The sequence below is a fragment of the Cobetia sp. 1CM21F genome, from assembly GCF_023161745.1.
GTDB classification, from domain to species: Bacteria; Pseudomonadota; Gammaproteobacteria; order Pseudomonadales; family Halomonadaceae; genus Cobetia; species Cobetia amphilecti.
In genome coordinates this window covers 382,177-402,616 of sequence record NZ_JALNTQ010000003.1, presented here as the reverse complement: position 1 = coordinate 402,616, position 20,440 = coordinate 382,177, and the positions used below count along the sequence as shown (strand labels likewise).

Sequence of the window (20,440 nt, the reverse complement as noted above, 5' to 3'; positions counted from 1 at the left end):
GTCGTATGGGCCTTGAGACAACCCGCTGCGGGAATCTGCCATGAATCGTGCCCTCTGGTTACTGGGTGCTGGCCTTGTGATGGTCATCGCGATACCGCTGGTGCTGGGCGGCAGCGGACTGGGCGGCCAGTTGCGCCAGTTCCCTCTCGACACCTTCCTCTTGATGCTGGGCATGATCGTGATGTGCTGGAACCTGAACGCCGGCCGGTTGCGTCTGCTGCTGGCCGGGCGTGGCGGTCACCTGGGGCAACGGCGCGCCGTCGGTATGGTGATGGCGACCGAATTCGCCATCAGCGCCACCCCCGGCGGCAGTGGCGGCCCGCTTACCCTGATGGGGCTGCTGTCACGTCAGGGGGTGCGCCCGGCGCAGGCCACGGCGGTATTCGCGGTCGATCAGATCACCGACATGCTGTTCTTCCTCTCGGCGCTGGCCAGCATCGGGCTCTACGCCCTCTCGCATACCATCGACCTGCGCCTGGGGTGGATGCTGGCCGTGCCGGCGCTGTTGCTGATCATCGGCTTTGGCCTGCTGGCCGCGCTGGGCAAGCATCATCGGCGCCTGCTCAAGACCAGCGGACGCCTGCTGCGCTGGCTCAAGGTACGCCATCGCTCACGCGTCAAGCTGGCGCGGGGCCTGATCCACTTCCGCCATGCGCTGGTCGAGACGCTCGCCCTGCCGCGCCTGACGCTGAGCCTGATCTTCCTGCTCTGCTGTGCCCATTGGCTGCTGCGCTACTCGATCCTCTATCTGGCCGTGTCCGGTCTGGGGCAGGACATCGACTGGAGCTGGACCTTCATCGTGCAGATGCTCTCGCTGGCGGCGGGCCAGCTGACGCTGCTGCCCGGCGGTGCCGGTGGCGCGGAGCTGTCCTCCACTGCCCTGCTCAGCCCGATGATCGGCGCCGCCAGTGCCGCGGCGGCCGTGGTGATCTGGCGTGCGGTGACCTTCTATTTCTACCTGATCGCCGGCGCCCCGGTGTTCTTCGTGATGGCGGGACGCAGCATGCTGGGAAGCTTGCTCAAGCGTCGCTCGGCAGCCACATGACGGGGCGAGCGAGCAGCGCTGCAGACATCATCATGAAAAACACTTGATCATCGCCATATGAATAAGACTTTGTTATGTTGGCAGGCGGCTTTATTGAACGGCCATACAATAACCACAGCTCAAGGTGATCTCACATGCCGCATCCTTCCCAGCGTCACCCGACTTCCGCCCGCATTCGCCGCCCGCTGGCCATGATGGGCGTGGTCGGCTCGCTGCTGGCCACCTCGACCTCAGCGGCACTCGCTGATGACAGGCCCCTGCGCAGCATCGACCCCGGCCATGGCACCGACAAGGTCGTGGTCGCCCACCGGGGTGCCTCGGGCTACCTGCCGGAGCACACCCTCGCGGCCAAGGCGATGGCCTACGCCCAGGGCGCCGACTTCCTCGAGCAGGATGTGGTGATGAGCAAGGATGACCAGCTGGTGGTGCTGCACGACCGCTTCCTGGACCGCGTGACCAATGTCGCCGAGGTCTTCCCCGAGCGTGCGCGTGATGATGGCCGCTACTACGCCATCGACTTCACGCTGGATGAGCTGCGCAAGCTGTCGTTCAGCGAGGGCTTCACCGTCAAGGATGGTGAGCAGGTCGCCGACTATCCTGAGCGCTTCCCGCTGGGCAAGTCGCACTTCGGCCTGCACACCCTGAGCGAAGAGATCGAGATGATTCAGGGCCTGAATCACTCCACCGGACGCGATGTCGGCCTGTATGTGGAGATCAAGGCGCCCTGGTTCCACCAGTCGGAAGGCAAGCAGGTCTCGCGAGCCGTACTCGAGACCCTCAAGCACTACGGCTACGTCGCGCAGGATGACAATGCCGTCGTGCAGGTCTTCGATCCCAATGGCCTCAAGCGCATCCACGACACGCTGCAGCCCGAACTGGAGATGGACCTGCGTCTGGTGCAGCTGATGGGCGAGACCAGCTGGGACATGACCTTCCAGCCGGATGCGGCTGGCAAGCTTGAGCCCTACGACTATGACTGGATGTATCAGGAGGGCGGCATGCAGCGCATCGCCACCTACGCCGATGGCATCGGGCCGTGGAAGCCGATGGTGATCGAGGACAGCTCGTCCCGGGACGACATCAAGGTCACGCCGCTGGTCGAGGAAGCCCATGCGCAGGGCCTGATCGTGATGCCCTACACCTTCCGCCTCGATGAAGGACGCATCCCGGACTGGGCCAGCGATTACGACGACATGCTGCACGCCTTCTTCGTCGACGCCAGGGTCGATGGTGTCTTCACTGACTACCCGGACCGCGCCGTACAGTGGCTGAAGCAGCACGGTGATGCTCTATAAGAGCTCTACGAGCAGCCCTGCAAGCTCCCCTACAACACTCGATCCTTGACAGGGGAACATCAAAAAGCCGGACTCCGTGAGGAGTCCGGCTTTTTCGTCCTGCCTGATTGGCAGCGCCCGCTGTCAGTTCACGATATCAGCATCGACACGTGATGAGCGCTGCCTTCATTGACCCGCCGCTTCGGCGGCCAGCCCCTTGAGCAGCCCGGCGATCTTGTCCAGCGGCAGCTTGCAGTCGCCCAGATCATGACGATTGGCCATGTACTGCGGGTCATTCCACTCGATCACGCTGCCGCCCTCCACGGCGCGAATCAGCATCTTCTGCGGCAGATCCAGGGCGGCCGTCCCGTTGCACTGCATCAACAGGGTACCCACCTTGGGATTGCCGAAGATGACGGTATGCGTCGCGGGCAGCTCCATGCCGACCTTCTCGGCACCCGCCTCATGATCGATGACGCTGAACAGCGTCAACCCCTTGGCCTTGAGCGCCGTCTCGAGACGCGCCTGGACGGAGGCGACATCATCACGACTGGTCACCGACTCGATGCCCTTGGCAGGCACCTGCATGCTCGCTGAAGCTTCAGGGGCGGAGGCTGCCGCCGCGCCGGAATCTGCACTGGCAGACAGCGGCATGCCAGCAGCCAACGGCAGGGACAGCAACGCCAGCAGGCGCGCGGAGCGCGTAAGGGCGGGGAATGACTTGAGCATGGAACATCCTTATCAGTGAGTCGTGTTGCGCCGTGGGGCATCTGCACGTGTCGCTTGGTCAGGTGCCAATGAACAGTCATCAGATTAGCAACTGCTTGATATGAACGCACCTGCCCCGCCTGCATCAGCCGAAACACCTCGCCCCTCGCCTGCGCCACCGGCCGCAGGCAGCCCCGCCGACATGCACTCGGGAGAGACTGTTAAGGGCCAGAAACGAAAAAAGGGCAGGCCCTGTGGGCCTGCCCTTTCGGTGACATGCGATCCGCTTGGCGCCGATCGCTGTCAGGAGATCAATGGCTTACCAGCCAGTGACTTCCTTGATGGCATCGCCGATCTGCGCGAGTGAACGCACAGTCTTGACGCCAGCTGCTTCCAGAGCCGCGAACTTCTCGTCGGCAGTACCCTTGCCGCCGGAGATGATGGCACCTGCATGGCCCATGCGCTTGCCCGGAGGCGCAGTCACACCAGCGATGTAGGAGACGACCGGCTTGGTGACGTTCGCCTTGATGTAGGCAGCAGCTTCTTCTTCAGCAGAACCGCCGATCTCGCCGATCATGACGATGGCTTCGGTCTTCGGGTCCTTCTCGAACATCTCGAGGATGTCGATGAAGTTGGAACCCGGGATCGGGTCGCCGCCGATGCCGACACAGCTGGACTGTCCGAAACCGTGGTCAGTGGTCTGCTTGACGGCTTCGTAGGTCAGGGTGCCGGAACGAGACACGATACCGACCTTGCCCGGCTGGTGGATGTGACCCGGCATGATACCGATCTTGCACTCACCCGGAGTGATGACACCCGGGCAGTTCGGACCGATGACGCGCGCGCCCAGCTCGTCGCACTTGACCTTGACTTCCAGCATGTCGAGAGTCGGCACGCCTTCGGTGATGCAGACGATCAGCTTGATGCCTGCATTGGCCGCTTCAAGGATGGAATCCTTGCAGAACGGTGCCGGCACGTAGATGACGGACGCTTCAGCGCCAGTCTCGGCAACGGCTTCGGCGACGGTGTTGAACACCGGCAGGCCCAGGTGAGTCTGACCACCCTTGCCCGGCGTCACGCCACCGACCATCTTGGTGCCGTAGGCGATGGCTTGTTCAGAGTGGAAGGTACCCTGGCCGCCAGTGAAGCCCTGGCAGATCACCTTGGTGTTCTTGTCGATCAAAATGCTCATTACTTGCCCTCCGCAGCTTTGACAACCTGCTGCGCCGCGTCAGTCAGGCTGGTAGCAGCGATGATGTTCAGACCGCTTTCGGCCAGCTTCTTGGCGCCGAGTTCAGCGTTGTTACCTTCCAGACGCACCACGACCGGCACGTTGACACCGACCTGCTCGACGGCACCGATGATGCCTTCGGCGATCATGTCACAACGCACGATGCCGCCGAAGATGTTCACCAGAACAGCTTTGACGTTGTCGTCGGACAGGATGATCTTGAATGCTTCTGCAACGCGTTCCTTGGTAGCACCGCCACCCACGTCGAGGAAGTTGGCCGGCTTGCCGCCAGACAGGTTGACGATGTCCATGGTGCCCATCGCCAGGCCTGCGCCGTTGACCATGCAGCCGATGTTGCCGTCGAGGGCAACGTAGTTCAGTTCGAACTTGGCAGCATGCGCTTCACGCTCGTCTTCCTGAGAAGGATCGTGCATCGCCTGCAGGTCCGGGTGACGGTAGACGGCGTTGGCGTCGATGTTGATCTTGCCGTCGAGGCAGTGGAGGTTGCCTTCGTCGGTGATGACCAGCGGGTTGATTTCCAGCAGCGCGAAATCCTTGTCGGCGAACATCTTCGCCAGACCCAGGAAGATCTTGGTGAACTGCTTGATCTGGGTCGGGTTCAGACCCAGCTTGAAGGCCAGTTCACGCGCCTGGTACGGCTGTGCGCCGACCAGCGGATCGATCTCGGCTTTCAGGATCTTTTCCGGCGTCTCTTCAGCAACCTTCTCGATTTCCACGCCGCCTTCGGTGGAAGCCATGAAGACGATGCGACGAGTGGTGCGGTCAACGACGGCGCCCAGGTACAGCTCTTCGGCGATGTCGGTGCAGTTCTCGACGAGAATCTTGGTGACCGGCTGACCGTTTTCGTCAGTCTGGTAGGTCACCAGGTTCTTGCCCAGCCACTGGGTCGCGAAGTCGGAAGCGGCTTGTGCGCTGTCGACCAGCTTGACGCCGCCAGCCTTGCCGCGGCCACCTGCGTGGACCTGTGCCTTGACGACCCACTTGTCGCCGCCAATCTTCTTGCACGCTTCAGCAGCGTCTTCCGGGGTGTCAACGGCAAAGCCCTTGGACACCGGCAGGCCATAGTCGGCAAAAAGTTGTTTTGCCTGATATTCGTGAAGGTTCATCGTGTCATGCCATTGGTTGCATTAGACTCGAACGGCAGTCGCAAGATGCCACTGCCACCGTTCGCCCCGGCCTGGCCGGGGCGACGCGCCTCTTGTTCGGAAGGACGCTTACTTGCGCTTCTTGCGGTTTGCGATGTGAATCGCATGCCCGTCAACGGCCAGCGCGGCTTCGTGCACGGCTTCCGACAGTGTCGGGTGAGCCGTGCAGATCAGTGCGAGGTCTTCGGCGCTTGCGCCGAACTCGAGGGCAGTCACACCCTGTGCGATCAGCTCACCGGCATGCTGGCCGATGATGTGAACGCCCAGGACGCGATCAGTCTCAGCGTCGGCAATGATCTTGGCCAGACCTTCAGTGGCATTGTTGGCCATGGCACGACCGCTTGCCGCGAACGGGAAGCTGCCGGTCTTGACTTCGATGCCTTCGGACTTGGCTTGCTGTTCGGTCTTGCCGACCCACGCCACTTCCGGGAAGGTGTAGATGATGCTCGGGATGGCGTCGTAGTTCATCTCGGCCTTGTGGCCAGCGATGATGTCGGCAACCATCACGCCCTCTTCAGAGGCCTTGTGCGCCAGCATCGGGCCACGCACCACGTCGCCGATGGCGTAGACGCCCGGCACGCTGGTCGCGCACTGGTCGTCGACGTGAATGAAGCCACGCTCGTCCAGATTGATGCCCACATCGCTGTCGAGCAGGTTCTGGGTGTACGGACGACGGCCGACCGCGACGATGATCTTGTCGAAGGTCTGTTCCTGTTCGCCGTTGGCGTCGGTGTACTTGACGGCGACTTCGCTGTCCTTGATGTCGGAACCGGTCACACGGGCGCCGAGCTTGATGTCCAGACCCTGCTTCTTGAGCAGCTTCTGGGCTTCCTTGGCGACGGCCGCATCGACCATCGGCAGGAAGCTGTCGACCGCTTCCAACACGGTGACTTCAGAACCGCAACGGCTCCACACGCTACCGAGCTCGAGACCGATGACACCGGCACCGATAACACCCAGACGCTTCGGCGCTTCGTCGAACTCGAGCGCGCCGGTGGAATCGACGATCAGACCTTCGGTCAGCGGCGTCGGCGGAATCTCGACCGGCACGGAACCGGACGCGATGACGATGTTCTCGGCTTCGTAGGTCGTCTTGCCACCGTCGTGATCGGTCACTTCGACCTGCTTGTTCGGCAGCACCTTGCCGGTACCTTCCAGCGCGGTGACACCGTTGGCCTTGAACAGACCGGAGATACCGCCGGTCAGGTTCTTCACGATCTGCGCCTTGCGCTCGATCATCTTGGCCACGTCGATCTCGACGCCGTCGGCCTTGATGCCCAGTTCGGCGAATTCATCACGCGCTTCGACGTACTTGTGCGAGGTTTCCAGCAATGCCTTGGACGGAATGCAGCCGACGTTCAGGCAGGTACCGCCGTGAACGACCTTGCCTTCCTTGTTGACCCACTTCTCGACGCAGGCGGTCTTCAGACCCAGCTGAGCAGCGCGGATAGCGGCAACATAGCCACCAGGGCCAGCGCCAATGACGATCACATCAAATTTATCGGCCATGTCTCTTCCTGTTGGTGCAGTTCGATTCGGGTTGGCAACCCGGCGAGTGTCAGTGCCACCCGCCGGGGCCGCTCACGCCCTCGAGATCCTCAAGGGCGTGAGACATTGCGGTCTCAGACGTCGAGCAGGAAACGAGCCGGATCTTCCAGCAGGTCCTTGATGGCGACGAGGAACTGGACTGCATCCTTGCCATCGATCATGCGGTGATCGTAGGACAGTGCCAGATACATCATCGGACGGATGACGACCTGACCGTTCACGGCCATCGGACGCTCCTGGATCTTGTGCATGCCCAGGATGGCGGTCTGCGGCGGATTCAGGATCGGGGTGGACATCAGGGAACCGAAGATGCCGCCGTTGGTGATCGTGAAGGTACCGCCCTGCATCTCATCGATGCCCAGCTTGCCGGCGCGGGCACGCTGACCGAAGTCGACGATGGTCTTTTCGACATCGGCGAGCTTCATGCTGTCGGTATCACGCAGCACCGGCACGACCAGACCGCGGTCGGAAGACACGGCCACACCGATGTCCTGGTAACCGTGGTAGACGATGTCGGTGCCGTCGATGGAGGCATTGACGTCCGGGAAGCGCTTGAGCGCTTCGGTGGCCGCCTTGACGAAGAAGCCCATGAAGCCGAGCTTGGTGTCGTGCACCTTCTGGAAGGTGTCTTTGTACTGCTTGCGCAGTTCCATCACCGCGCTCATGTCCACTTCGTTGTAAGTGGTGAGCATGGCGGCGGTCTGCTGGGCATTGACCAGACGCTTGGCGATGGTCTGACGCATGCGGCTCATCGGCACGCGCTTCTCGGGACGCTCGCCCTCGAAGGTCGGTGCAGATTTCGGCGCGGCCTTGGCATCAGACTTGGAAGCGCCGGACTTGGCAGCCGGCTTGGCAGCGGACTTGGCCGCAGTGCCTTCCTTGACGGCCTTGGCCACGTCTTCCTTCAGCACGCGACCGCCCTTGCCGGTACCGACCAGCTTGCTGACGTCCAGATCGTGCTCGGCCACCATCTTGCGTGCTGCCGGGGCGAGGATCTTGTCGCCGACCTTCTCGTCCTGACCTTCGTCAGAGCCGGACTTGTCGTCGCTTGCCTCAGCGGCCGGCGCGGCGCCACCGGAAGCACCAGCGCTGAACAGTGCCAGCACGGCTTCGGTCTCGCAGGTATCGCCTTCCTCGACCTTGATCTCGCTCAGGGCGCCGTCGGCCGGAGCCACGACTTCCAGCACGACCTTGTCGGTCTCGATCTCGACGATCAGCTCGTCGCGCTCGCAGGCTTCACCGACCTTCTTGTGCCAGGTGGCGACGGTGCCTTCGGCAACGGATTCCGGGAAGCTCGGCGCCTTGACTTCCAGCGTCTTGCCTTCGCCACCGGCGGCCGGCTTGCTTTCGGCCTTGGCGTCGTCCTTGCTCTCTTCAGCGGCGGAGTCGTCCTTGGCGTCAGAAGACGCAGCGGCGTCTGCATCACCGATGGAGCCCAGCACTTGCTCGGACTCGCAGGTGTCGCCTTCCTGAACCTTGATCTCGCCCAGGGTGCCGTCCTGCGGTGCGACGACTTCCAGCACGACCTTGTCGGTCTCGATCTCGACGATCAGCTCGTCACGCTCGACGCTGTCGCCGGGCTGCTTGTGCCAGGTCGCCACAGTGCCTTCGGCGACGGATTCCGGAAAAGACGGCGCTTTGATATCGATAGCCATTGGAGTTCCTTAACTCAATTCTCTCTCGGTGCCCTTGCGGGTCGCGAGCCTTTACTTGTTGAAGGCGTCGTCGACCAGCTGGCGCTGCTGCTCGTTATGAACGGACATGTAGCCCGCGGCAGGTGCCGCAGAGGCCGGGCGTCCGGCGAAGTCCAGGCTCATGCCAAGCCCCTGACGGTGCTGCTCAGCGACCTGACGCATGTGATGCTGACTCTGATACCAGGCACCCTGGTTGAGCGGCTCTTCCTGGCACCACATCACCTGCTCGAGATTCTCGTAGTCGGCGATGGCGGCCTGGAGCTCTTCCTTCGGGAAGGGATAGAGCTGCTCGACACGGATGATGGCAACATCTTCACGGCCCTGCTCGGCGCGATAGGCGGCCAGGTCATAGTAGACCTTGCCCGCACACAGCACGACGCGCTTGACCTTGGAAGCTTCCAGGTTGCCCTTGTCGGACAGCACCATCTCGAAGCGGCCATCGGCCAGCTCGTCGAGGGTGGAAGTCGCTTCCTTGTGACGCAGCAGAGACTTGGGTGACAGCACGACCAGCGGCTTGCGCAGCGAGCGGATGACCTGACGACGCAGCAGATGATAGATCTGCGCCGGCGTGGTCGGCATGCATACCTGCATGTTGTGCTCGGCACACAGCTGGAGGTAACGCTCGAGGCGTGCGGAGCTGTGCTCCGGGCCCTGACCCTCGTAGCCGTGCGGCAGCAGCATGGTCAGACCACACAGGCGGCCCCACTTGCTCTCGCCGGAGGAGATGAACTGGTCCATCACCACCTGGGCGCCGTTGGCGAAGTCACCGAACTGGGCTTCCCACACGACCAATGCCTTGGGCATGGTGGTGGCATAGCCATATTCAAAGGCCAGCACCGCTTCCTCGGAGAGGTAGGAGTCATGGATGGTGAAGGTCGCCTGACCATCCTTGATGTGCTGCAGCGGCACGTAGGTGTCGCCATCCTTCTGGTTGTGCACCACCGCATGACGGTGGGAGAAGGTACCGCGACCCACGTCCTGACCGGTGATACGCACCGGATGGTCGGCATCGACCAGGGTGGCGTAGGCCAGTGTCTCGGCGAAGCCCCAGTTCAGCGGCATGCCACCGGCGGCCATCTTGCGACGGTCTTCGTAGATCTTGTTGACCTGACGCTGGACCGAGATGCCGTCCGGCACTTCGCACATCTTGTTGGCGAGGGCCTGCAGCTGCTTCATGTCCATCGAGGTATCGGCAACGCCGGTCCACTCGTGGCCCAGGTACGGCGTCCAATCGACGAACAGACCGGTGTTGGGTTGCTTCACCAGCGCATTGGCAACGTGGTTGCCGGCATCCAGGTCGGCACGGTACTGGTCGACCAGGTGCTTGGTCTCTTCCGCGCTGAGCACGCCTTCCTCGACCAGACGATCCGCATACTTCTCGCGGGCAGTCTTCTGGGACTTGATCTTGGCGTACATCAGCGGCTGGGTACCGGACGGCTCGTCGGCTTCGTTGTGACCGCGCTTGCGGTAACACACGAGGTCGATCACGACGTCACGCTTGAACTGCTGACGGTAGTCGATGGCGACCTGAGCGGCGTGCAGCACGGCGTCCGGATCATCTCCATTGACGTGGATGATCGGCGCCTGAACCATCTTGGCGATGTCGGTGCAGTATTCGGTCGAGCGAGCGTCATCGGCACGCGAGGTGGTGAAGCCCACCTGGTTGTTGATGACGACATGCACGGTACCGCCCGTCTTGTAGGCACGGGTCTGCGACATCTGGAAGGTTTCCATGACCACGCCCTGACCGGCGAATGCCGCGTCACCGTGGATGGAGATCGGCAGTACACTGTCGCCTTCGCTGTCTTCGCGACGGTCCTGACGGGCACGCACGGAGCCTTCCACCACCGGAGAGACGATTTCCAGGTGCGACGGGTTGAACGCCAGCGCCAGGTGGACTTCGCCGCCCGGGGTCATGACATTCGAGCTGAAGCCCTGGTGGTACTTCACGTCGCCGGAACCCTTGGCAATCTGCTTCTTGCCATCGAATTCCTCGATCAGCTCTGACGGGCTCTTGCCCAGCAGGTTGACCAGCAGGTTGAGACGGCCACGGTGGGCCATGCCGATCACGACTTCCTTGGTACCGTACTTGCCGCTGCGCTGGATCAGCTCATCCATCATCGGAATGAAGGATTCGCCGCCTTCCAGACCAAAGCGCTTGGTGCCCGGGTACTTGCTGGCGAGATAGCTCTCGAGGCCTTCGGCGGCGGTCAGACGTTCCAGCACGTGATGACGGACATCGCGTGAGAAGTTCGGCTTGGAACGTACGGACTCGAAACGCTGCTGCAGCCAGCGCTTCTCTTCCGTGTTGACGATGTGCATGAACTCGGCGCCGATGCTGCGGCAGTAGGTCTGCTCCAGCGCGGCGTGAATTTCCTTGAGCGGTGCAACATCCTTGCCGAGGAACAGCGAGCCGGTCTGGAACTCGACGTCCATGTCAGCGGCGGACAGCTGATGGAAGGACAGTTCGAGGTCCGGTACCGGTGCCGGCTTGCGCAGACCGAGGGGATCGATATCCGCCTTCTGGTGGCCACGGAAGCGGTAGGCGTTGATCAGCTGGAGAACACGAACCTGCTTCTTGTTCTCGCTGCTTTCGCCCGCAGAGACAGCCACCGGGCGGCGACTGTTGCGACCCATCTCGTAGAACTGATCACGGATCGGCGCTAGCGGAACATCCTGGGAGGGGCTGCCGTCATGACGCGGCAGAGTATCAAAGTAGTTGCGCCACTCGTCGGGAACCTCATTCGGGTCGACAAGATAACGCTCGTAGAGATCTTCTACGTAGTGGACATTCCCCCCGCTCATATGGGAAGTGCGCCACATCAACTCCATTGTGCCTTCTTGCATCTCTCGGTCACCCTGACTGATGGGGTGGGGTAGGCGCCTGACAAGCGCTGTCGGCGTCACTCGATTATGCCCTGTATGGCGAAACCATGGAGGCCTTCACCATCTGAGTCTTCTTTTATCGTCAAAAGCCGGTGCACAAGGCACCGGCTTCAGCAAGCTGTGCGCTGCGACAAGGTGTGACACCCTGCCGCAGCTGACGTGCATCATAGCAAGCTAAGGCGCGGCTTTTAAGTGGCGTTTGCCAGCAAAAGCTCACGAATCTTGCCGATGGCACGTGTCGGGTTCAGACCCTTGGGGCAAACCGCGACACAATTCATGATTCCGCGACAACGGAATACGGCAAACGGGTCGTCCAGCTCGCTCAAACGCTCCTTGGTGGCGGTGTCACGCGAGTCCGCCAGGAAGCGATAGGCCTGCAGCAGACCGCTCGGACCGACGAACTTGTCCGGGTTCCACCAGAAGGACGGGCAGGCAGTCGAGCAGCAGGCACACAGGATGCACTCGTAGAGACCGTCGAGCTTGTCACGGTCTTCCGGCGACTGCAGACGCTCGATGGCCGGCGCCGGCGTGTCGTTGAGCAGGTACGGCTGGATGCGCTCGTACTGCTTGTAGAAGATGCTCATGTCGACGACCAGGTCACGCACGACCGGCAGGCCCGGCAGCGGACGCAGCACCAGCTTGTTGTCCTTGACGACTTCGGACAGTGCGGTGACACAGGTCAAGCCGTTCTTGCCGTTCATGTTCATGCCGTCCGAACCACAGACGCCTTCACGGCAGCTGCGACGATAGGCCAGCGAGCTGTCCTGTTCCTTGAGCATTTCCATCACGTTCAACACCATCAGGTCACGACCCTGGGTGTCGACCTGAAACTCCTGCATGTACGGCGCAGTATCGGTTTCAGGGTTGTAGCGGTATATGGATACCTGAAGCATGGTTTCCCCTCCGGGCAAACGGGTCAGGTGCGTGCGGTGACCTGCACGCACCTCGATCACGGCGAACTCAAGCGAGAGTGAACTCGAGCGAGTGCGAACTTGGTCTGAAGAAAGGCGCGCGTCCCGAGCGGGTCGCGACGCGCGCCTTGGGGTCAGACTCAGTAGGTACGAATCTTCGGCTCGAAACGCTCGACGGTCTTCGGCGCGAAGTTCACATCACGCTTGCCGACACGCTTCTCGTTCGGGAAGAACAGAGAATGCTTGAGCCAGTTCTCGTCATCACGGTCCGGGAAGTCGTAACGGGAGTGAGCACCACGGCTTTCCTTGCGGGTCAGGGCCGCAATGGCAGTGGCTTCCGCCACTTCCATCAGGTTGTCCAGCTCGAGAGCTTCGATACGCGCGGTATTGAAGACCTGAGACTTGTCGGACAGACCCGCCTTGGCGATACGCTCACGCAGATCGGACAGCTGCTTGACGCCCTCTTCCATCTTGTCTTCCTGACGGAAGACACCGAAGGAATTCTGCATGATCTGCTGCAGTTCGCGCTTGAGTTCCGGCACGGACTCGCCGCTTTCGGACTCGTTCCAGCGGTTCAGGCGCACCAGGGCAGCATCGATGTCGCTCTGCGTCGGCTCGAGGTACTCGACACCTTCGTTGAGCGCGCTTTCGATGTACTTGCCCGCGGCGCGGCCGAAGACGACCAGATCCAGCAGCGAGTTGCCGCCCAGACGGTTGGCACCGTGAACGGACACACAGGCCACTTCACCCACGGCATAGAGGCCGTTGACGATGCGGTCGCTGCCGTCTTCGTTCTGTGCGATGGCCTGACCGTGCACGTTGGTGGCGATGCCGCCCATCATGTAGTGGCAGGTCGGCACGACCGGGATCGGCGCGTTGGTCGGGTCGACGTGCGCGAAGGTCTTGGACAGCTCGGAGATACCCGGCAGGCGCTTGTTCAGCACTTCCTCGCCCAGGTGATCCAGCTTCAGGAAGACGTGGTCGCCATTCTCGCCACAGCCACGGCCTTCGAGGATTTCCAGCACCATGGAGCGCGCGACGACGTCACGGCCCGCGAGGTCCTTGGCGTTCGGCGCATAACGCTCCATGAAGCGCTCGCCGTCCTTGTTGACCAGGTAGCCACCTTCACCGCGGCAACCTTCGGTGACCAGCACGCCCGCACCGTGAATCCCGGTCGGGTGGAACTGCCACATTTCCATGTCCTGGACCGGCAGGCCGGCACGCAGTGCCATGCCGATACCGTCGCCGGTGTTGATCAGGGCGTTGGTGGTGGAGGCGTAGATACGGCCCGCACCGCCAGTGGCCAGAACGGTGGCCTTGGACTTCACGACCACGGTCTCGCCGGTCTCGATGCACAGGGCAATCACGCCGACGATATCGCCGTTGGCATTCTTGACCAGATCGATGGCGTACCACTCGTCGAGGAAGACGGTGCCGTTCTTCAGGTTGGCCTGATACAGAGTGTGCAGCAGGGCGTGACCGGTACGGTCAGCCGCGGCGCAGGTACGAGCCGCCTGGCCGCCCTTGCCGAAGTCCTTGGACTGGCCACCGAACGGACGCTGATAGATGCGGCCGTTGTCGAAACGGGAGAACGGCAGACCCATGTGCTCAAGCTCGAAGACCGCTTTCGGGCCTTCGGTACACATATATTCCGCAGCGTCCTGATCAGCGATGTAATCGCCACCCTTGACGGTGTCATACATGTGCCAGCGCCAATCATCATTCGGATCAGCAGAAGCGATGGCACAGGTGATACCGCCCTGGGCAGAGACAGTATGCGAGCGGGTCGGGAAGACCTTGGACAGCACGGCGGTCTTCTTGCCGGACTGGGACAGTTCGAGACCGGCACGCAGGCCAGCGCCGCCGCCGCCGATGATGATCGCGTCGAATGTCAGGCTACGCATGGTGGACATGTATCAGGCTCCCCACAGGACTTGAACGCCCCAGACCAAGAAGATGAACAACGCAAGGATGACGAAGACCTGGAAACCGAAACGCAGTGCGGTCGGCTTCATGTAATCGGTCGCCACGGTCCACAGACCGATCCAGGCGTGTGCGGCAATCGAGATGAATGCCATCAGAGAGAAGATGCGCATCGCCGTGTTCTCGAACAGACCACTCCAGGTGGCGTAGTCGAGGTTCGGATGGAGCAGCAGGTAGCCGACCATGAACACGGAGTAGACTGCCAGAATCACGGCAGAAACACGCTGCAGCACCCAGTCGGACAGACCGCTGCGGCTGAAATTGGTGATGTTGTTTACCATACCCAGACTCCCGCCAGGACCACGAGAACAGCACTGATCACGACAGTGACCTGCGCCTTGCGATTAGCACTTTCCAGTTCGACACCAATATCCATGTCCATCAGCAGGTGCTTGATGCCAGCCACGAAGTGGAAACCGAGGGCAGACAGCAGGCCCCAGGCCACGATCTTGGCCAGGAAGTTGGTCGCCAGGGTGTCGCGCACTGCCTCGAACCCTTCCGGGGAGGACAGCGAGGCATCGAGTGCCCACAGCGCAAATACCAGGCCCACGAACAGAATCACGCCGGTAATACGGTGGGTGATTGAAGTCAGCGCAGGGAGAGGGAACTTTATCGTCGTCAGATCGAGATTTACGGGTCGTTTGCTATTCACGGCTCTTACACACTCTCTTGGCCCAACACGGACGCAAGCCCGCAGGGGCGGTGGTTTGAGGAAGGGTCTCGGGCGCAGGCCATCCACGGTACCGAGCCGAATTTCCCGCCAGTCGCGCGACGGTGGATTATAGGGGTTGGCCATTGGCATGACAAATGGCATGACGTCGCAGGGCCGCAACCACGGATTGCACAAAATGCAGTGAACAGGACGCGACCTGACGCCACGGGATACGTAAACGTCGGGGAACTGACGCACAGCAGCATGGCGCGCGTCTCTACGCCGTGTGGCGAATTGACAATCTTTCGCGGGCTTCTATAGTGGGCGGGATTGATGCAAGCCCGGCATGGCAAGCAAGTCAAAGAGTTACGCGAATAATGAGGAGGTCGGCATGACTGACAAGAAAGCGACATTGACAGTAGACGGTATCGACAAGAGCATCGAGTTCCCGGTCTATTCCGGCACGCTCGGCCAGGACGTCATCGACGTTCGCGGCCTGACCGCCGAAGGCATGTTCACCTACGACCCGGGCTTCGTCTCCACTGCCGCCTGCGAATCATCCATCACCTTCATCGATGGCCAGAAAGGCGTGCTGCTGCATCGCGGCTACCCCATCGACCAGCTGGCCAAGAGCTCCAACTACATCGAGCTGTGCTACCTGCTGCTGTTCGGAGAGCTGCCGAGCGACGAGGAATACGACAAGTTCGCCCAGCTGATCAGCAACCACACCATGGTGCATGAGCAGATCGTCAACTTCTTCAAGGGCTTCCGTCGCGACGCCCACCCGATGGCGATCCTGTGCGGCGTGGTCGGTGGCCTGGCCGCCTTCTATCACGACAACCTGAACATCACCAACGAGAAGGAACGCTACGTCAGCGCCGTGCGCCTGATCGCCAAGATGCCGACCCTGGCGGCCATGTGCCACAAGTACAACATCGGCCAGCCGTTCATGTACCCGCGCAATGACCTCTCCTACGGCGAGAACTTCCTGTACATGATGTTCGGCAACCCGTGCGAGGAGTACAAGATCAACCCGGTGTTCGCCAAGGCGATGGACACCATCTTCATGCTGCACGCCGACCACGAGCAGAACGCCTCGACCTCTACCGTGCGTCTGGCCGGCTCCACCGGTGCCAACCCGTTCGCCTGCATCAGCGCCGGTATCGCGGCACTGTGGGGCCCGGCACACGGCGGCGCCAACGAAGCCGTGCTGGCCATGCTCGACGAGATCGGTGAAGAGTCCGAGGAGAACATCCAGCGTTTCATCGACAAGGCCAAGGACAAGGAAGACCCGTTCAAGCTGATGGGCTTCGGTCACCGCGTCTATCGCAACTTCGATCCGCGCGCCAAGGTCATGAAAGAGACCTGCGACGAAGTGCTGGAGCAGCTGGGCATGGCGGACGATCCGCAGCTCAAGATCGCCAAGCGTCTGGAACAGATCGCGCTGGAAGACGAGTACTTCATCGAGCGCAAGCTGTACCCGAATGTCGACTTCTACTCCGGCATCATCCTCAAGGCGATCGGCATCCCGACCAACATGTTCACGGTCATCTTCGCCATGTCGCGCACCATCGGCTGGATCTCCCACTGGAACGAGATGATCGCCGGCGGCCACCGCATCGGCCGTCCGCGTCAGCTCTACACCGGCCACCCGCAGCGCGACTATCCGGCCAAGTAACCCAGCACCAGGCAACCAGGCACCCGGCAACATCGGGTCATGCGCCTGCAGGACAGACCGCCTCTTCGGAGGCGGTTTTTTTTGGCCTGTTACCTCTCATGCGCGCAGCCCCTGCCTGACAGCAAGCCATAAAGCCGCCCCATCCCCGCCCCGGACGTGCTAGCGTGCTGATGTACCGGCCTCTTCACGTCCTGTGCGCGCCGGCACGCCATGCGCCCCACCGCGAGCGGCGCAACCTCATTCCTGATTGATGGCAAGGAGCCCCCAGCATGTCAGACACACACACAACGCCACGTACCGCCGCCTTCATCGGACTCGGCGTCATGGGCTACCCCATGGCCGGCCATCTGAAACGCGCAGGCCTGGAGGTGCGGGTCTACAACCGCACACGTGCACGCGCCGAGCAGTGGAGCGAGGAGTACGGCGGCAGCCATCACGCCACCCCGCGAGAAGCCGCCGAGGGCGCCGATATCGTGCTGATGTGCGTGGGCAATGATGATGACGTGCGCAGCGTCACCTACGGCGACGACGGCGTGCTGGCCGGCATGACGAGCGGCAGCCTGCTGGTGGACCACACCACCGCCAGTGCCGACCTGGCACGCGAGCTGGCCGCCGCCGCGGGCGAGGCCGGCATCGGCTTCGTCGACGCGCCGGTGTCCGGCGGCCAGCAAGGCGCCGTGAATGGCGTGCTGACCATCATGTGTGGCGGCAGCGAGGCGGATTACGTGCGTGCCGAGCCGGTGCTGACGCACTACGGTCGCATGGTGAAGCGCATCGGCGAGACCGGTGCCGGCCAGACCACCAAGATGGTCAACCAGATCTGCATTGCCGGGCTGGTGCAGGCGCTTTCCGAGGGCCTGCACTTCGCCGAGCAGGCCGGACTGGATCGCGAGGCGGTGATCGAGGTGATCTCCAAGGGCGCCGCCGGCTCCTGGCAGATGGAAAACCGTCACGCCACCATGATCAAGGACGAGTACGATCACGGCTTTGCCGTCGACTGGATGCGCAAGGACCTCGACATCTGCCTGGCGGAAGCACGCCGCATCGATGCCAGCCTGCCGGTGACCGCGCTGGTCGATCAGTTCTATGCCGACGTGCAGGCCATGGGCGGCAATCGCTGGGACACCTCCTCGCTGCTCAAGCGCCTCTCCAGATGAAGCGGGTCTGAATACACGCGAGCGAGCTGAATCGCATCACACGGCCTCGCACTGAAAACGCCTCATTCCAACGCCATATGGACGCGGGAATGAGGCGTTTTTTCGTGCCGCAGCGCAACATCCCAGACAGCAGCGGCGCTCGGCAGGTTTTTCCACACTATCTGTGGATAACCTCGTTGATAACCCCTAGACAAGCGCGGCGAACCAGCATGACAGCGGGCTTACCAACAGATTGCACAAAATTTAACCAGCGCATAAACCATTGATATAAAAGAAATTTTTGGTAACACGACGTAAGCGCCAGCCGTAGGGGCCGCACTTTGGGAAGAGATGCAGGGGGAGATGTGACAGCGCGCGAACAGTGGACAAGACACGGGGTCTGTCAAGGGCGACTTGGGGATAACATGCTTTTCTGCCGACACACAGGCTGTGCATAAGCCAGAATCAGGGACAAAAAAAACACACCCCGCAAGGTGTGCTTTTTTGTTGACTTCACGAGACCTGAAAGGTGACTCGAGATGTCTGAAGAGTGGCGTCCCATAGGGGGTTCGAACCCCTGTTACCGCCGTGAAAGGGCGGTGTCCTGGACCACTAGACGAATGGGACGCAGTCGCTTGCGAAACTTGGTGGAGCCTAGCGGGATCGAACCGCTGACCTCAACACTGCCAGTGTTGCGCTCTCCCAGCTGAGCTAAGGCCCCGTCTCTCAAGAACGAGGCGTATCTTACTGATAACCCTCGGGGTCGTCAACTTCTTTTTCACACAATTCTCATCGTGCTGCTGATCAGCACTGAAAGCGCTGTTCAGCGCCCTGCTGCAAGACATGGCCCCCATGACGACATACGTCACGGGGGCCATCATCTGCACATCGCAGATACCCATAAAGGTCGCGATATTCTTACAGGTCGCGATATTCCTTCTCGAAACGCTTGGCGGCCTTCTTGGAGACGCCACCCAGCACGGCCACGGCGTGACGCAGACGCGCGCGCGTCATGTCGGAGCCCAGAATGACCATCGCGTCCATCACCGAGGTGGAAGTCGCCGAGCCAGTCACCGCCACGAACACCGGTGCCAGGAAGTCCTTCATCTTGAGCCCGAAGTGCTCGGAAAGCAGCTTCACTTCCGCCAGCAGATGCTCCTTGTCCCAGCGGCTCACGGCTTCAAGCTTCCAGGTCAGGAACTGCATCTGACGCACCAGGTCTTCGCCTTCCAGCTTCGCCTTGGCGAAGTCGTCCGGTGTGATGGCCGGCAGACCGGAGAAGAAGTGGCCGGCCAGCGGAATCGCCTCGGACAGCGTCTCGATGCGCGGCTTCACTTCCGGCAGGATCTGCTTGACGTAGGACTCGTTGAAGGCCCACTGACGCAGCTCGCTCAGCAGCTCGTCCTCGGACAGATCGCGGATGTAGAGACCGTTCAGCCAGCTGAGCTTCTCGACATCGAACACCGGGCCACCCAGTGAGACACGCTGGATATCGAAGTGCTCCTGCATCTCGCTCAGGGTGAACTTCTCGCGCTCGTCCGGCATGGACCAGCCGAGACGGCCGAGATAGTTGATCACCGCCGCCGGCAGGTAACCCATGCGCCGGTAGTAGAGGATCGACGTCGGGTTCTTGCGCTTGGACAGCTTGGTCTTGTCCGGGTTGCGCAGCAGCGGCATGTGGCACAGTTCCGGCATCTGCCAGCCGAAGTATTCATACAGCAGCTGATGCTTGGGCGCCGAGTTGATCCACTCCTCGCCACGCAGCACGTGGGTGATCTCCATCAGGTGATCATCTACCACGTTGGCCAGGTGGTAGGTCGGCATGCCGTCGGACTTGAGCAGGATCTGCGCATCGACCTGGGCCCACTCGACCTCGATCTCGCCGCGCAACATGTCCTTGACCACACAGGTGCCGCTTTCCGGCACGTTCATGCGGATGACGAAGGGTGCGCCCGCCGCTTCACGACGTGCCACTTCTTCTGCCGGCAGCGCGAGATCGGACGGCTTGAGCGCCATGTGCAGACCTTCGGCCTTGCGCGACTCGCGCAGCTCGTCCAGCTCTTCACTGGTGCGATAGCACTTGAAGGCATGGCCGGCATCGATCAGCTGCTGGCAGTGCCTGGCGTAGATGTCGCCACGCTCACTCTGACGGTACGGGCCGTGCGGACCGCCGACATCCGGGCCTTCAGCCCATTCGATGCCCAGCCAGCGCAGCGAGTCGAGGATCATCTGCTCGGATTCGCCGGTGGAACGCGTCTGATCGGTATCCTCGATACGCAGAATGAACTCGCCACCGTGCTGACGAGCGAAGCACTGGTTGAACAGGGCGATGTAGGCGGTGCCGACGTGGGGATCACCAGTCGGCGACGGTGCGATGCGCGTACGAACGGTCATGTGGAGTCCAGTAGTTCGAGAAGAGAGGGCAACAAGCGTCTCGGCAATGACTGACTGCCGGGGCGTGAAATCACGCTGCTGTCTCAGCAGCAAGTGCTGGGGCATATTATACGCAAGGTGAAGATGTGCGACAG

Annotated in this window: 15 protein-coding genes and 2 tRNA genes; 4 read left to right on the top strand and 13 right to left on the bottom strand. The window is 61.7% G+C overall.

The window, feature by feature from the left end; genetic code table 11:
- Positions 1–40 precede the first annotated feature (40 nt).
- Both MSG32_RS12975 and glpQ read left to right on the top strand, forming a co-directional pair.
- Positions 41–1,045, top strand: a complete 1,005-nt coding sequence (locus tag MSG32_RS12975) for a lysylphosphatidylglycerol synthase transmembrane domain-containing protein (protein ID WP_131431293.1) — start codon at positions 41–43, stop codon at positions 1,043–1,045.
- A gap of 134 nt (positions 1,046–1,179) precedes the next feature.
- Positions 1,180–2,340, top strand: a complete 1,161-nt coding sequence (gene glpQ, locus MSG32_RS12970; protein WP_248380091.1) for a glycerophosphodiester phosphodiesterase — start codon at positions 1,180–1,182, stop codon at positions 2,338–2,340.
- 165 nt (positions 2,341–2,505) lie between these two features.
- Here glpQ and MSG32_RS12965 read toward each other — a convergent pair whose 3' ends face one another.
- From MSG32_RS12965 to sdhC, 10 genes are all read right to left on the bottom strand, one after another.
- A complete protein-coding gene (locus MSG32_RS12965) occupies positions 2,506–3,048 on the bottom strand; it encodes a DUF302 domain-containing protein (protein ID WP_248380089.1) in 543 nt (180 codons plus the stop codon).
- Positions 3,049–3,346: 298 nt separating this feature from the next.
- Positions 3,347–4,219, bottom strand: a complete 873-nt coding sequence (gene sucD / locus MSG32_RS12960) for a succinate--CoA ligase subunit alpha (RefSeq protein WP_043333998.1) — start codon at positions 4,217–4,219, stop codon at positions 3,347–3,349.
- Positions 4,219–5,385 carry an ADP-forming succinate--CoA ligase subunit beta gene (gene sucC / locus MSG32_RS12955; protein ID WP_043333999.1) on the bottom strand — a complete coding sequence of 389 codons (1,167 nt, stop codon included), beginning with the start codon at positions 5,383–5,385 and terminating at the stop codon, positions 4,219–4,221. The genes sucD and sucC overlap by 1 nt, the downstream gene beginning before the upstream one ends.
- A 108-nt stretch (positions 5,386–5,493) precedes the next feature.
- Complete coding sequence (gene lpdA, locus MSG32_RS12950; RefSeq protein WP_248380087.1) at positions 5,494–6,933, bottom strand: dihydrolipoyl dehydrogenase; 1,440 nt, start codon at positions 6,931–6,933, stop codon at positions 5,494–5,496.
- Positions 6,934–7,046: 113 nt separating this feature from the next.
- Positions 7,047–8,627, bottom strand: a complete 1,581-nt coding sequence (gene odhB / locus MSG32_RS12945) for a 2-oxoglutarate dehydrogenase complex dihydrolipoyllysine-residue succinyltransferase (RefSeq protein WP_192838556.1) — start codon at positions 8,625–8,627, stop codon at positions 7,047–7,049.
- Positions 8,628–8,678: 51 nt separating this feature from the next.
- Positions 8,679–11,513 carry a 2-oxoglutarate dehydrogenase E1 component gene (locus MSG32_RS12940; RefSeq protein ID WP_200018805.1) on the bottom strand — a complete coding sequence of 945 codons (2,835 nt, stop codon included), beginning with the start codon at positions 11,511–11,513 and terminating at the stop codon, positions 8,679–8,681.
- Between the two features lie 227 nt (positions 11,514–11,740).
- On the bottom strand, positions 11,741–12,445 hold the full coding sequence (locus tag MSG32_RS12935; protein WP_043333105.1) for a succinate dehydrogenase iron-sulfur subunit: 705 nt from the start codon (positions 12,443–12,445) through the stop codon (positions 11,741–11,743).
- Between the two features lie 158 nt (positions 12,446–12,603).
- Positions 12,604–14,376 (bottom strand): succinate dehydrogenase flavoprotein subunit, encoded by a 1,773-nt coding sequence (gene sdhA / locus MSG32_RS12930; protein WP_043333106.1) that lies wholly within the window; start codon positions 14,374–14,376, stop codon positions 12,604–12,606.
- Positions 14,377–14,379: 3 nt separating this feature from the next.
- On the bottom strand, positions 14,380–14,727 hold the full coding sequence (gene sdhD, locus MSG32_RS12925) for a succinate dehydrogenase, hydrophobic membrane anchor protein (RefSeq protein ID WP_248380085.1): 348 nt from the start codon (positions 14,725–14,727) through the stop codon (positions 14,380–14,382).
- Positions 14,721–15,098, bottom strand: coding sequence for a succinate dehydrogenase, cytochrome b556 subunit (gene sdhC, locus MSG32_RS12920; protein WP_043333108.1), 378 nt, complete (start codon positions 15,096–15,098; stop codon positions 14,721–14,723). Before sdhC ends, sdhD begins: the two co-directional genes overlap by 7 nt.
- A 391-nt stretch (positions 15,099–15,489) precedes the next feature.
- On the opposite strand from sdhC, the gene gltA reads away from it, so the two are divergent.
- Together gltA and MSG32_RS12910 are read left to right on the top strand one after the other, a co-directional pair.
- Positions 15,490–16,776, top strand: a complete 1,287-nt coding sequence (gene gltA / locus MSG32_RS12915; RefSeq protein WP_043333109.1) for a citrate synthase — start codon at positions 15,490–15,492, stop codon at positions 16,774–16,776.
- Between the two features lie 269 nt (positions 16,777–17,045).
- On the top strand, positions 17,046–17,933 hold the full coding sequence (locus MSG32_RS12910) for an NAD(P)-dependent oxidoreductase (protein WP_248380083.1): 888 nt from the start codon (positions 17,046–17,048) through the stop codon (positions 17,931–17,933).
- A 530-nt stretch (positions 17,934–18,463) separates the two neighbouring features.
- On the opposite strand, the gene MSG32_RS12905 is transcribed toward MSG32_RS12910, so the two are convergent.
- The 3 genes from MSG32_RS12905 to gltX form a co-directional block, all read right to left on the bottom strand.
- Positions 18,464–18,539 (bottom strand) — tRNA-Glu (locus tag MSG32_RS12905).
- 18 nt (positions 18,540–18,557) lie between these two features.
- Positions 18,558–18,633 (bottom strand) — tRNA-Ala (locus MSG32_RS12900).
- Between the two features lie 197 nt (positions 18,634–18,830).
- Positions 18,831–20,306 (bottom strand): glutamate--tRNA ligase, encoded by a 1,476-nt coding sequence (gltX, locus tag MSG32_RS12895; RefSeq protein WP_043333111.1) that lies wholly within the window; start codon positions 20,304–20,306, stop codon positions 18,831–18,833.
- Positions 20,307–20,440: the final 134 nt, after the last annotated feature.